This window comes from Kitasatospora sp. NPDC048540 (assembly GCF_040651175.1).
Taxonomy (GTDB): Bacteria; Actinomycetota; Actinomycetes; order Streptomycetales; family Streptomycetaceae; genus Kitasatospora.
Map to the genome: position 1 here is coordinate 1 of NZ_JBEZIR010000013.1, position 12,854 is coordinate 12,854.

The 12,854-nt window shown below is 74.3% G+C and carries 14 protein-coding genes; 7 read left to right on the forward strand and 7 right to left on the reverse strand.

Annotated features, from left to right (window positions below; genetic code table 11):
• On the forward strand, positions 1 to 1,206 hold a 1,206-nt coding region (locus AB0D08_RS07895), incomplete at its 5' end, for an aminopeptidase P family protein (RefSeq protein WP_359886931.1).
• Between the two features lie 84 nt (positions 1,207 to 1,290).
• Here the strand turns inward: AB0D08_RS07895 and AB0D08_RS07900 are convergent.
• Positions 1,291 to 1,743 carry a rhodanese-like domain-containing protein gene (locus AB0D08_RS07900; protein WP_033823708.1) on the reverse strand — a complete coding sequence of 151 codons (453 nt, stop codon included), beginning with the start codon at positions 1,741 to 1,743 and terminating at the stop codon, positions 1,291 to 1,293.
• Positions 1,744 to 1,876: 133 nt separating this feature from the next.
• Here AB0D08_RS07900 and AB0D08_RS07905 point away from each other — a divergent pair, with 133 nt between their 5' ends.
• Positions 1,877 to 2,914 (forward strand): helix-turn-helix domain-containing protein, encoded by a 1,038-nt coding sequence (locus tag AB0D08_RS07905; RefSeq protein ID WP_233289277.1) that lies wholly within the window; start codon positions 1,877 to 1,879, stop codon positions 2,912 to 2,914.
• Positions 2,915 to 2,942: 28 nt separating this feature from the next.
• On the opposite strand, the gene AB0D08_RS07910 is transcribed toward AB0D08_RS07905, so the two are convergent.
• Positions 2,943 to 3,719 (reverse strand): MerR family transcriptional regulator, encoded by a 777-nt coding sequence (locus AB0D08_RS07910; RefSeq protein WP_033823709.1) that lies wholly within the window; start codon positions 3,717 to 3,719, stop codon positions 2,943 to 2,945.
• Between the two features lie 231 nt (positions 3,720 to 3,950).
• On the opposite strand from AB0D08_RS07910, the gene AB0D08_RS07915 reads away from it, so the two are divergent.
• On the forward strand, positions 3,951 to 4,703 hold the full coding sequence (locus tag AB0D08_RS07915) for an aquaporin (protein WP_359887034.1): 753 nt from the start codon (positions 3,951 to 3,953) through the stop codon (positions 4,701 to 4,703).
• Between the two features lie 46 nt (positions 4,704 to 4,749).
• On the opposite strand, the gene AB0D08_RS07920 is transcribed toward AB0D08_RS07915, so the two are convergent.
• The 5 genes from AB0D08_RS07920 to AB0D08_RS07940 form a co-directional block, all read right to left on the reverse strand.
• Positions 4,750 to 5,166, reverse strand: coding sequence for a PPOX class F420-dependent oxidoreductase (locus tag AB0D08_RS07920; RefSeq protein ID WP_199520460.1), 417 nt, complete (start codon positions 5,164 to 5,166; stop codon positions 4,750 to 4,752).
• A gap of 75 nt (positions 5,167 to 5,241) precedes the next feature.
• On the reverse strand, positions 5,242 to 5,664 hold the full coding sequence (locus AB0D08_RS07925) for a MarR family transcriptional regulator (protein WP_033823711.1): 423 nt from the start codon (positions 5,662 to 5,664) through the stop codon (positions 5,242 to 5,244).
• A gap of 76 nt (positions 5,665 to 5,740) precedes the next feature.
• Positions 5,741 to 6,079 (reverse strand): thioredoxin, encoded by a 339-nt coding sequence (gene trxA, locus AB0D08_RS07930; protein ID WP_033823712.1) that lies wholly within the window; start codon positions 6,077 to 6,079, stop codon positions 5,741 to 5,743.
• Between the two features lie 27 nt (positions 6,080 to 6,106).
• Complete coding sequence (locus AB0D08_RS07935; RefSeq protein ID WP_359886937.1) at positions 6,107 to 6,547, reverse strand: MerR family transcriptional regulator; 441 nt, start codon at positions 6,545 to 6,547, stop codon at positions 6,107 to 6,109.
• A gap of 117 nt (positions 6,548 to 6,664) precedes the next feature.
• Complete coding sequence (locus AB0D08_RS07940; RefSeq protein ID WP_359886940.1) at positions 6,665 to 7,195, reverse strand: cupin domain-containing protein; 531 nt, start codon at positions 7,193 to 7,195, stop codon at positions 6,665 to 6,667.
• 181 nt (positions 7,196 to 7,376) lie between these two features.
• On the opposite strand from AB0D08_RS07940, the gene AB0D08_RS07945 reads away from it, so the two are divergent.
• The 4 genes from AB0D08_RS07945 to AB0D08_RS07960 all read left to right on the forward strand — a co-directional run bounded on the left by AB0D08_RS07945 (position 7,377) and on the right by AB0D08_RS07960 (position 12,531).
• Entirely contained in the window at positions 7,377 to 7,826 is a 450-nt protein-coding gene (locus AB0D08_RS07945) for a nuclear transport factor 2 family protein (protein WP_033823714.1), read from the forward strand.
• Positions 7,827 to 7,970: 144 nt separating this feature from the next.
• Positions 7,971 to 8,660: a hypothetical protein gene (locus AB0D08_RS07950; RefSeq protein WP_359886942.1), complete on the forward strand. Its 690-nt coding sequence runs from the start codon at positions 7,971 to 7,973 to the stop codon at positions 8,658 to 8,660.
• A gap of 224 nt (positions 8,661 to 8,884) precedes the next feature.
• Entirely contained in the window at positions 8,885 to 9,778 is an 894-nt protein-coding gene (locus AB0D08_RS07955; protein WP_359886945.1) for an FAD binding domain-containing protein, read from the forward strand.
• Positions 9,775 to 12,531 carry a molybdopterin-dependent oxidoreductase gene (locus AB0D08_RS07960; protein ID WP_359886948.1) on the forward strand — a complete coding sequence of 919 codons (2,757 nt, stop codon included), beginning with the start codon at positions 9,775 to 9,777 and terminating at the stop codon, positions 12,529 to 12,531. Before AB0D08_RS07955 ends, AB0D08_RS07960 begins: the two co-directional genes overlap by 4 nt.
• The last annotated feature ends 323 nt before the right edge of the window (positions 12,532 to 12,854 follow it).

Consider the following 12,854-nt stretch of genomic DNA (forward strand, 5'->3'; position numbering starts at 1 on the left):
GAGTACGCGTTCCGGGCGGCCAGCGAGTACGTCCACCTCACCGGCGACCGCACCGAGGACGCCGTGCTGGTCGGCGACCCGGCCGGCGACGGCCACGAGTTCCGGCTGTACCTGCGGCCGCGGTCGAACCGCGAGAACGGCGAGTTCTGGCTGGACGGCTACGGCGAGCTGTGGGTCGGCCGCCGGCACAGCCTGGCCGAGGCCGAGCTGCTGTACGGCCTGCCCTGCCGGGACGTCCGGAAGGCCGCCGAGGAGCTGGCCGCCGACGCCCGCCCGACCCGGATCGTGCGCGGCTACGACGCCGAGCTGGAGAGCGCCCTCGGCGAGCTGCTCGACGCCGGCCGGGACGAGGAGCTCAAGGTCTTCCTGAGCGGCCTGCGGCTGGTCAAGGACGAGTGGGAGGTCGCCGAACTGCGCGCCGCCTGCACCGCGACGGTCAAGGGCTTCACCGACGTGGTCCGGGAGCTGGACCAGGCCGTGGCCACCTCGGAGCGCTGGATCGAGGGAACCTTCTGGCGCCGCGCCCGGGTCGAGGGCAACGACGTCGGCTACGGCTCGATCGCCGCCGCCGGCCCGCACGCCACCACCCTGCACTGGGTCCGCAACGACGGCGACGTGCGTCCCGGCGAGCTGCTGCTGCTGGACGCCGGCGTGGAGACCGAGCACCTCTACACCGCGGACGTCACCCGCACGCTGCCGATCAACGGCCGCTTCGACGACCTCCAGCGCAAGATCTACGACGCGGTGTACGACGCCCAGGAGGCCGGTATCGCGGCGGTCCGCCCCGGCGGCCGGTTCCGTGACTTCCACGACGCCGCGCAGCGGGTGCTCGCCGAGCGCCTGCTGGCCTGGGGTCTGCTCGACGCCTCGGTGTACGACGTGGAGAAGGTGCTGGAGCTGGGCCTGCAGCGCCGCTGGACCCTGCACGGCACCGGGCACATGCTCGGCCTGGACGTGCACGACTGCGCGCACGCCCGCCGCGAGTCCTACGTCGACGCCGAGCTGGTGCCCGGCATGGTGCTGACCGTGGAGCCCGGCCTGTACTTCCAGCTGGACGACCTGACCGTGCCCGAGGAGTACCGCGGCATCGGCGTCCGGATCGAGGACGACATCCTGGTCACCGCCGACGGCAACGAGAACCTCTCGGCCGGGCTGCCGCGCCGCGCCGAGGAGGTCGAGGCCTGGATGGCCGCGCTGAAGGGCTGATCCCCTGATTCGCTGATCCGCTGATCGCACCAGCACGGCAGCCCCCGGCCGGTCGGCCGGGGGCTGCCGCGCGCGGGAGCGGCCTCAGCAGACCAGGCCGAGGTCGGCCGGCGTCGCGGTCGCCGGGTCGACCGGGCGGCGGCCCTCGGTCGGCCAGCCCTCGCGGATCCAGTACTCCAGGCCGCCGATCATCTCCTTGACCTCGCGGCCGAGTGCCGCGAGCCGCATCGCGCCCTTGGTGGAGCCGTTGCAGGCGGGCCCCCAGCAGTAGACGACCAGCAGGCCGGACGGCAGCGCGGCGACCCGCTCCGGGGTGATCGTGTCGAGCGGCAGGCCGACCGCGCCCGGCAGGTGGGTCTTGCGGTGCGCCCCCTCGGCGCGGACGTCGACCACGGTGAAGTCCTGGAGGCCGTCGCGCATGGCGTACCAGACATCGGCCGGGTCGGCCTGGCAGCCGAGCCGGTCGGCGAAGTGGGCGAAGGCGCGCTCGGGCGCGAGGGCGGGGATCTCGGTCACTGGGGAGACAGTGGCGCTCATCTGCGGACTCCTGGCGGTCTGTTGCGGGTGCGTTCCGACAGGTCGATCCTCCGGTTCGGGCACCGGAGGCCGACAGTGGCGTGGACGACTACACTCGCCAAGATCCCGCCAGCCTTCATCCCCGGGGAGCACAGTGGCCGAGCAGCGGACCGGCGGCCCGGTGGCCGTCTCCATCGGACGGCGCCCGGAACCGGTGCACACCGTCGCCGTGTACGCCTTCCACGGCATGGCGCCGTTCGAACTGGGCGTGGTGGTCGAGGTGTTCGCACTGGCCAGGCCGGAGGTGACCGGCCTGCTGGCGGCGCCCTGGTACGACGTCAGGGTCTGCGCCGACCGGCCCGGTACGGCGCTCGACGCGGTCGGCGGCTTCACCCTGACCGCGCCACACGGGCTGGACGAACTGGCCGCCGCCGACACCGTCATCGTGCCGGGCGTCGCCAACCCGTTCGGCGGCGAGCCCTCCCCGGGCCTGGTCACCGCGCTGCGCACGGCCCACGAACGGGGCGCCCGGATCGTCTCGATCTGCTCCGGCGCGTTCGCCCTGGCCGCCGCCGGGCTGCTGGACGGCCTGTCCGCGACCACCCACTGGCGGTACGCGGAACTGCTCCAGCAGCGCTACCCGGCCGTCCGGGTCGACCCCGACGTGCTGTACGTGGACAACGGCACCATCCTGACCAGCGCGGGCAGCGCCGCCGGCATCGACCTGTGCCTGCACCTGGTGCGGCGCGACCACGGTGCGCGGGTCGCCAACACGGTGGCCCGCCGGTTCGTCGTCCCGCCGCACCGGGACGGCGGCCAGGCGCAGTTCATCGAGGCGGCGGTCAAGCCGGTCGAGGAGCAGGACGACGGCATCGCCCGCTCCATGCGGTGGGCCCTGGACCACCTCGCGGCACCGCTCACCGTGCCGCTGCTGGCCCGGGCCGCCCGGATGTCGGACCGCTCCTACCTGCGCCACTTCACCGCCCGCAACGGCACCAGCCCGATGCGCTGGGTGGTCACCCAGCGCATCGCGGCCAGCCTGCCACTGCTGGAGGCGCCGGACGGCACGGTCGAGGAGATCGCCGGTGCGGTCGGCTTCGAGAGTGCGGCGACCTTCCGGCACCACTTCGGCCGCACCATGCACACCTCCCCCACCGCCTACCGGCGCACCTTCGGACGCGGGGTCGCCTGACGCCGGTCGGCGTCCGCTCGGCCGCCGGTCAGCCGCCGGTGTGGCGGTCGGCGTTGGCGATGATGGCGTCGTGCGTCCACTGCGCGAGGCCCACCGCCACCTTCTCGTAGGTGGCGGTGAAGCGCGGATCGGCGAGGTACATCGCAGCGAGCCCGCGGTGGATCTCGTAACTGCAGTCGTAGAACCGCGCCGTGATCTGCCGTCGGTGCTCCTCGGCCAGGTCCATGGCCCGGACCGAGCCCGCCGGCACCCCCGCCCGGAAGGCCTCCGCCTGGCGCGCCATCAGCGCGTCCGTCTCCGCCTTGACGGCCTCCCAGTCGGACTTGCCGTACCCGGACGTGCGCCGCTGGGACTGCGCCCAGGCCTCGGAGCCGCCGTACTGCTGCTCGGCCTCGGCCTCCCAGCTCTCGTCGTAGTCCGGGCCGAACACCTCGAACTTCTCCTCCGGGGTCAGTCGGATTCCCATCGTCCTCGCCTCCATCGCTCGTTCGACCGCCGCGGCCAGTTCCTGGAGGTGTCCGATCCGCTCACCGATCAGCCGGTGCTGCCGGCGCAGGTGCTCGGCCGGACCGACCGAGTGGTCGTCCAGGATGGCGGCGATCTGCTCCAGGGGGAACCCGAGCTCGCGGTAGAACAGGATCTGCTGCAGCCGGTCCAGGTCCGCCTCGCCGTAGCGCCGGTACCCGGCCGGGGTGCGGCCGCCGGGGGACAGCAGGCCGATCTCGTCGTAGTGGTGCAGGGTCCGCACCGTCACCTTGGCGATCTCGGCGAGCCGTCCCACGGTGTAGCTGTCCGTCGGGGGCATCGGGGTTCCTCCCTCCTCGTGTGGCTCCAGCCTGGATCCTCACGTCGCGTGAGGGTCAAGCGGCAGCGGCGGACCCGGCGGACCCGGCGGTCCCGGCGGTCCCGGCCGGGGCACGGGTGCCGGGGCGCACGCCGTACGAGTCTCCTAGCGGAACGCGCGGAGAGTGCCCCGCTCTTCGGTGCACCGGCCAATTGTCCCCGCACACCGCCGCTGACCACGATGAACGCCATGATGACGACTCCGCTGTCCCGGCGCCTGGCCGCCGAGGCCGTCGGCACCGCGGTGCTGGCCACCGTCCTGGTCGGCTCCGGTTTCCGGGCCGTCGGCCTGAGCCGGGACGGCGGGGTGCAACTGCTCGCCAACGTGTCGGCCTCGGTGCTGGCACTGGCCCTGCTGATCGCCCTGTTCGCGCCGGTGTCCGGCGGGCACTTCAACCCGCTGGTGTCGGCCGCCGCCTGGTGGACCGGGCGGCGCAGCGGTACCGGGCCGACCGCCCGCGAGCTGGGCGCGTACGTGCTGGCGCAGCTGGCGGGCGCGGTGGCGGGGAGCGGGCTGGCGAACGTGATGTTCGGGCGGCCGTTCCTGGAGCTGTCGGGGCAGCGGCGGTCGGCCGGGCACCTGTGGCTGGCGGAGTCGGCGGCGACCGGGGTGCTGATCCTGCTGGTGTCGGGGCTGGTGCGCAGCGGGCGGGCGCGGCTGCTCCCGGTGGCGGTGGCGGCCTGGATCGGGGCGGCGTGCTGGGGGACGTCCTCGGGGAGCTTCGCCAATCCGGCGCTGACCTTCGGGCGGGCGCTGAGCGACGGGTTCACGGGGATCGCGCCGGGCTCGGTCCCGGGCTTCGTGGTGGCGCAGTCGGTGGGTGCGGTGGCCGGGCTGGCGCTGGCGGCGGCGGTGTTCGGGCGAGGACGGGAACGGGAGCAGGACCGTGAGCAGGAGCGGGAGCGGGAGCGGGACGGTGCCCGGGAGCCCGCCGTCCCGCGCTGACGGCGGGCCCGCCCGTGGCACCGGCCCGGCGGGCCGACGGCCCGGGTCAGTCCGCGACGCCGCTCTCGGCGATCACCCGGTCGATCCTCAGCCTGACCAGCAGTTCGCCCGGGACGCCGTTGCGGGCGGCGTACTGCTCGGCCAGGTGCTCGCCCATGTAGCGGGCGGCGATCCGGCCGGCCCAGGCCCGGACCTCGGCCAGGTCCTCGCTGACCGTGGCGGTGCCGCGCACCAGCACGTACGCGAACGGCGGCCGGTCGTCGTCGACGCAGATCATCGCCCGGCCGTCGCGGGTCAGGTTGCGGCCCTTGACGGTGGTGCCGCCGGTGTTGAAGACCAGCTCGTCGCCGTCCAGCAGGAACCAGACCGGGGCGAGGTGCGGGCTGCCGTCGGCGCGGGTGGTGGCGAGTTTTCCGGTGCGGGTGCCGTGGGCGAGGAACTCGCGCCACTCGGGCTCGGTCATTCGGGTCATGCGCCCCATCCTGGCCGAGCCGGCCGCCCCGGGTGGGGCAACGCTCCGGGGCGGGCGGCCGCGGGCTCAGTCGGCCTCGCCGTAGCGGACCAGGTAGCCGGCGAACATCGCCATGTCCTCGTCCGACCAGGACTCGAAGCGCTTGGTGAAGGAGCGGCGGCGCTGCTGGTACGCCTCGGCGAGCAGCTCGGTACCGGCCTCGGTGAGCCGCAGCAGCTGGCCGCGCTGGTCGTCCGGGTCCGCCTCCCGGGCCAGCAGGCCGAGCCGTTCCAGGGCGCCGACCTGGCGGCTGACGGTGGACTTGTCGAGCATGAAGTGCGAGGCCAGGTCGGCGCCCCGGCAGGTGCCCCGCTCGTTCACCAGGTCGAGCATGCTGTAGGTGACCAGCGAGAGATCGGGGTGCAGCTGGGCGGCCTTGTGGCGGGCCCGGCGGGCGAACGCGGTGAGCTCCCGCTGGATGGTCTCCAGCGCGGCGTCGCGGTCGGGCATGAGGGGTGACTCCTTCGGATCCGGATGGTGCCCACCACGGTAGGCGCCAGCCGGGGATCCGGGGAAAAACGCCGGCTCAGACCAGGTCGGCGAGGTCGCGCAGCAGCCTGGCCTTGGAGCGGGCGCCGACCAGGGTCCGGACCGGTTCGCCGGCCTTGAACAGCATCAGCGTCGGCATCGACATGACCGCGTACGCGGCCTGGGTCTGCGGGTTGGTGTCGACGTCGAGCTGGACCACCGCGAAGCGGTCGGACTCCTCCCTGGCGACCTCGGCCAGCACCGGCGCGAGCATCCGGCAGGGCGGGCACCAGTCGGCGGTGAACTCCACCAGCACCGGCCGGTCGGCCGCCAGGACCTCCTGCTCGAAGTCGCCGTCGGTGACGGTCCGCAGTTCCGTTCCCAGGTCCGTTCGCATCTCCTGATCCCCTCTCGTCTGCCGTGCTCAGTTCCGGTGCGGCCCACGCGGCGTGGACAGCTCGCACTGCGGTTCGGGCCCGCCCGGGCGGACGGCCTCCCGTTCCAGTTCGGCCCGCTCCTGTTCGGCCCGGGCGAGTTGGGCGGCGACCTGGTCGCGGACGGCCTGCAGGCGGGCGAGGCAGTCGTCCAGCTCGGCCAGCTTGCTGCGGTAGACCTCCAGCGAGGCCGGGCAGGCGTCGCCCGCGGGGTGCCCGGCCTGCAGGCACTCCACGAACGGCCGGGTCTCCTCCAGCTCGAAGCCGAAGTCCTGGAGGGTGCGGATCTGCCGCAGCAGCCGCAGGTCCTCCTCGTCGTAGGCCCGGTAGCCGTTGACCGACCGCCGCGCGGGCAGCAGTCCGCGCGACTCGTAGTACCGCAGAGTGCGCGTGGTCGTACCCGCCCGCGCCGCCAGCTCGCCGATCCGCATGCCCCCGACGGTAGACCTTGACCCGGACGTCAACGCCAGCGACCGGTCGGAGGCTCCTGGGCCGGGGGCGGGCGCCGGGGCCGCGGGGATCCGGGCGCGGGGGCCGGGTCGCGGGGGTCAGGTGCGGCGGTCCGGGCCGCCGGCGGCGGGGTCGGCGGCTTCCACGGCGAGCGGGCTGCCGGCGGGCAGGACGTAGGTCACGTACAGCACGACCGGCTCGGTGCCGAGGTTGCGGGCGTTGTGCACCTGGCGGGGTCCCGCGGGTTCGACGAAGGACTGACCGGCGGTGGTGGTCTGCACGGTGCGGTCGGCCAGGGTGCGGGTGAGCGTGCCGGACTGCACCACCGCGATCAGCTGGCCGTGGTGGTAGTGCCAGCCGGTCGAGCCGCCGGGCTGGATGGTGATCTCGCGCATCACCACATCGGTGCGGCCGGTGCTGCGGACCGCGACGGCGCCGTCGGTGGTGCCCTGGGCGAGCAGCCGCGCGGTGACCCCGGGGGCGGGGACGGCAGGTCCGGTGGAGACGGCGGGGACGGCGGGGACGGCGGCGGGAGCGGGGCCGGCGGCGGTCCTCGGCACCGCGGTGGGCCGGGCGACCGGGCCGGGCCGGTGTCCCCTGCGTGTCGCCGCGATCCTGCCGACTCCCATGGCCGTCCTCAACTGCCTCTCCGGAGAAGCCGGTTCGGCTCGACGCCGCTTCGGCCGGACACGATAGCCGACCTGACGCCGGATCGGACGTGCCCGGGAGGCAAGACACTTGCCCGAGCCTAACCGTTGCTGGATTATTCAAGGGTTAGGTGATCGCAGTCCGCCGAGGTCAGGAGCCTCCGTGTCCGAACCCGTCCGTCCCCCGCTGCCGCCGTTCACGGCGCAGACCGCCCGCGCCAAGGTCCAGGCCGCCGAGGACGCCTGGAACACCCGCGACCCGCGCCGGGTCGCACTCGCGTACACACCGGATTCCGTCTGGCGCAACCGCGACCGGTTCATCACCGGCCGGGCCGAGATCGAGTCCTTCCTCACCCACAAGTGGGAGACCGAACTCGACTACGCCCTCCGCAAGGACCTGTGGTCCTTCACCGACAACCGGATCGCCGTCCGGTTCCGCTACGAGTGGCGGGACGCCGACGGCCGGTGGTGGCGCAGCCACGGCAACGAGCTGTGGGAGTTCGCGGCGGACGGCCTGATGAGCCGCCGGGAGGCCTCGATCAACGACCTCGCCATCACCGAGGCCCAGCGCACCCTGCACGGCCCGCGCGCCGCCGGCGAGCCGTACGCCTGACCGGCCCCGGCCCGGCACCGGTACCGGCACAGGTACCGGGCGGCCGGTACCTGGCAGCCGGGGCCGTGTCCCGGTCCGCCGCGAACCGCCGGACGGGCCCGAGGCCCTCTCCCGGATGTCGGCGCCGGATGCCAGGATGGCCCCGTGCTGATCCCTGGAGAGGTCGACGGGCTGCCCGAGCCGGACGAGGGGCCGCAGGCGCTGCCCGGCTTCTGGGCCTCCTACCTGCCCCGGTACGCACTGCGGCCGGCCACAGCCGGCGGAGGCGCCCTGCCCGCGGACGCCCGCGGCGGGGGCGGGGCCGACGCCGGGCCGGAGGCCTTCGGGGTCACCCCGGCGCAGGCCGCCGAGGCCGGGGCGGCTCTCGCGGCCGCGGCGGGTCGGCCGGTCGCCCGGCTGCCGCTGGAGCACGACCACACCGTGCTGGCCGTTCCCGGCCGTGCCGGGCTCGATCTGCTCCTGGTCCATCCGGGCTGGGCCGGGCCGCGGCTGCTGGCCCGTACCGGCGCGGAGCCGGCCGGCCCCGGTCTGAGCTGGCCGGAGCTGCTGCACGCCGCCCGGCACCCGGGCGGCCAGGGCGGGGTCACCGCCCGGCACCCGCGGCTGCTGCTCCTGCTGCCCGCGCTGCGGGCCGCCGCCCTGCCGTCCGATGCCGCCGTGACGGTCGCCGCCGCGCTCGCGGCCGTCGGCACCCCCCGCGGGCTCCGGCCGGCCCTGGCCGGCCGGCTCACCGTCCCCGGCTCCGCCGTTCCCGGCGCGCCCTGCGCCGACGGCCGGGGCATCGGCACCCACCGGGGCCGCCTGCTGGCCCGGGCGCTGGGCGCAGCCGCCTGATCCGTCCCCCGCCCTCTCGGTCCCGCAGCGCCGTCCCGTACGGCGTCGGCCGTCCGGCCCGTTCCCGGGCCTCCCACCTGCCCGTTCGGTAGTCCGGGCGGCCCGGTCCCGACTGGTCGATCCTCCAGGCGAGGACCGGTGCGGCGGTGTGCGGCACCACTCGTCCGGGCAGGTGACGCGTTGCTTCAATCGCCGTATCGAGCTGTCGAGAACGGTGGGACGACGTGGATCTGAACACGGTGCAGGAGGTACGTGACGCCCGCCGTCACTACGTGTGGTTGCCGGGCGACGCCTGGCTCGGCGGCGGCACGTACCTGTTCTCCGAGCCGCAGCCCCACATCCGCCGGCTGATCGACCTGAGCCGGACCGGCTGGGAGCCACTGCGGATCACCGCCGACGACTCCCTGGAGATCGCCGCCACCTGCACGATCGCCCAGCTCTCCCGCTTCCCGAAGCCCGCCCGCTGGGCGGCGGCGCCGCTGTTCGAGCAGTGCTGCCGGGCGTTCCTGGCCTCGTGGAAGATCTGGAACATGGCCACCTTCGGCGGCAACCTGTGCAACTCGCTGCCCGCCGGGCCGATGATCTCGCTGGCCGCCGCCCTGGACGGCACCTGTCTGCTGCGCGACCAGGCCGGGTCGATGCGCACCGTCCGGGTCGCCGACTTCGTCGTCGGCGCGGGCCGCAATGTCCTGCAGCGGGGCGAGCTGCTGCGTTCGGTCACCCTGCCGGCCCGGGTGCTGGCCGGCCGGACCGCCTTCCGGCAGGCGTCGCTGTACGGGCTGGGCCGCTCGGGGGCGCTGGTGATCGGCACCCTCGACCCTGTCGACGGCTCGCTGACCATCACCGTCAGCGCCTCGACCGTGCGGCCGGTGCGGGTCTGGTTCCCGCCGTCGCCGAACGCGGCGGCCGTCCGTGAGGCGGTCGACCACGCGGTGGCACCGGACGAGTGGTTCGACGACATCCACGGGCTGCCCGCGTGGCGGCGCCACATGACGCTCCGCTACGCGGAGGAGATCCGCCGCGAACTGGCCGCGCCCGCCGGGTGCGCCCCCGCCAGCTGTGCCCACCCCCACTGTGCCCACCCCGACTCCGCACCGACCGAGGAGGCCGGACGATGAGCTACGCGATCCGCGTCAACGAGCAGGACTTCGACGCCGAGCCCCGCCCCGGCCAGTGCCTGCGCACCTATCTGCGCGAACGCGGCTGGTTCGGGGTGAAGAAGGGCTGCGACGCCGGCGACTGCGGCGCCTGCACCGTGCAGGTCGACGGCGAGCCGGTGCACAGCTGCCTGTACCCGGCCGTCCGGGCCGAGGGCCGTTCGGTGACCACCGTCGAGGGGCTGGCCAAGGACGGCGAACTGCACCCGATGCAGCAGCGGTTCCTGGACGCGCAGGGCTTCCAGTGCGGGTTCTGCACGGCCGGCTTCCTGATGACCGCCTCCGCCCTGGACGCCGAGCAGCTCACCGACCTGCCCCGGTCGCTGAAGGGCAACCTGTGCCGCTGCACCGGCTACCGCGCGATCGAGGACTCGATCCGCGGGGTCAAGCACGCCGAGGAGCCGTGCGCGGGCCAGGCGGTGGGCCGCAGCCCGGGGGCGCCGGCCGGGCCGCTGGTGGTCACCGGGACCGCCCGGTACACCTTCGACCTCGAGGTCGAGGGGCTGCTGAACATGAAGCTGCTGCGTTCGCCGCACCCGCACGCCCGGATCCTGTCCATCGACACCTCCGCCGCGCTGCGGGTGCCCGGGGTGCACGCCGTGTTCACCCACCACGACGCCCCGGACAAGCTGTACTCCTCGGCCCGGCACGAGCACCCCACCGAGGACCCGGACGACACCCGGGTGCTGGACGACGTGGTGCGCTTCGTCGGCCAGCGGGTGGCGGCCGTGGTCGCGGACAGCGAGGGCGCCGCCGAGGAGGGGTGCCGGCGGATCGTCGTCGAGTACGAGGAGCTCCCGTACGTCGTCGACCCGGAGCTGGCGATGCTGCCCGGCGCGCCGGTGATCCACCCGAAGGGCCCGGAGTCCCGGATCTTCCGCGCCGAGAACAACGTCTGCGGCGAGGTGCACGGCGAGCTGGGCAGCGTCGAGCAGGGCTTCGCCGAGGCCGACGTGGTCTACGAGGAGACCTTCCGGACGCAGCGGGTGCAGCACGCCAGCCTGGAGACGCACGGCTGCGTCGTCTACTTCGAGGAGAACGAGGAGAGCGGCGAGGAGCGGATCGTGGTGCGCTCCAGCACCCAGGTGCCGTTCCTGACCCGGCGGGCGCTGTGCGACCTGTACGACCTGCCGCCGGAGAGGGTCCGGGTGGTCGCGGGCCGGGTCGGCGGGGGCTTCGGCGGCAAGCAGGAGATGCTCACCGAGGACATCGCGGTGCTGGCGGCGCTGAAGCTGCACCGGCCGGTGAAGCTGGAGTTCACCCGTCCCGAGCAGTTCTACGGCGCGACCACCCGGCACCCGTTCACGGTCACGGTGAAGGTCGGGGCCACCAGGGACGGCATCCTGACGGCGCTGCAGTTCCGGGTGGTCGCCAACACCGGGGCGTACGGCAACCACGGGCCCGCGGTGATGTTCCACAGCGTCGGCGAGTCGATGGGCGTGTACCGGGCGCCCCACAAGAAGGTCAACGCGTACTCCGTCTACACCAACGCCGTGCCCGCCGGGGCGTTCCGCGGCTACGGGCTCGGCCAGGTCACCTTCGCCGTGGAATCGGCGATGGACGAGCTCGCCCGGCGCCTGGGCATCGATCCGCTGGTCCTGCGCGAGAAGAACGTCATCGGCCCGGGCGAGCACATGGAGGGCCCGGCGGGCGAGGAGGAGGACCTGCACATCGCCAGCTACGGCCTCGACCAGTGCCTGCAGGTGGTGCGCGACGCCCTGGCCGACGACCGCAGCGCCGAACTGGCGCCCGAGGGCTGGCTGGTGGGCCAGGGGTTCGCGATGTCCGCGATCGCCACCGGGCCGCCCGGCGGCCACTTCGCCGACGCCACGGTGAAGCTGATGGAGGACGGCACCTACGACATCGCCGTCGGCACGGCCGAGTTCGGCAACGGCACCACCACCGTGCACCAGCAGATCACCGCCGGGGCGCTCGGCACCACGGTCGACCGGATCGCCGTCCGCCAGTCCGACACCGACGTGGTCGGGCACGACACCGGCGCGTTCGGCTCGGCGGGCACGGTGGTGGCGGGCAAGGCCGTGATGAAGGCCGCCAACGCGCTCGCCGAGCAGATCCTGTCCTTCACCGCCGAGTACGCCCGCACCCAGCGCAGCCTGGTGCGGCTGCTGGCCGACGCCGTGGAGTGCGACGGCCGGACGGTATCGCTCAAGGAGATCTTCGAGGCCGCCCATAGCAAGGGCGTGCTGCTCGCCGCGGACGGGCACTGGGGCGGCACCCCGAGGTCGGTGGCGTTCAACTCGCAGTGGTTCCGGCTCGCCGTGGACCCGGACACCGGGGAGATCAGGATCCTGCGCAGCGTCCACGGCGCCGACGCCGGCCGGGTGATGAACCCGCTGCAGTGCCGCGGCCAGGTCGAGGGCGGCGTCGCCCAGGCACTCGGCGCCACCCTGTTCGAACAGGTCCTGGTGGACGGACGCGGTGAGGTCACCACGGCCGCCTTCCGCCGCTACCGGCTGCCCGCGTACGCCGACATCCCGCGCACCGAGGTGCACTTCAGCCGGACCTCGGACGCGATCGGCCCGCTGGGCGCCAAGTCGATGAGCGAGAGCCCCTTCAACCCCGTCCCGCCCGCCTTCGCCAACGCGCTGCGCGACGCGACCGGCATCCGCTTCACCGAGGCGCCGTTCCTGCGGGACAAGGTGTGGCAGGCGCTCGCCGACCACCGCGCCCGGGGCGCGTCGGACGCCGCCTGAGCCGCCTGCGGCCCGGGGAATTCCCGTGAGGTGATCCCGGCCTCCGGCCCGACCGGCGGAATTGTCCCCGGCACACCCGTGGCGCGGCTTTCGGTGAACGATCACCCGGCATCGGGAACAGCTCGCCGAGAGGGTTGGCCGGTGATCTTCCGGCCCCCGCGCCCGCGGTATTCGATCTCCCCTACCGGCCCGCGTTCCTCACCCCGGCGCGGGCCGGCCGGCTGCCCGGCCGCCGGTACCGTGGGCGGCGGTCGGTCCGCCGCGCAGCGGGAGCGGACCGGACCGCTTCCCCCCGGACGGGCCTGCCGCGGGCCTGAACGCCG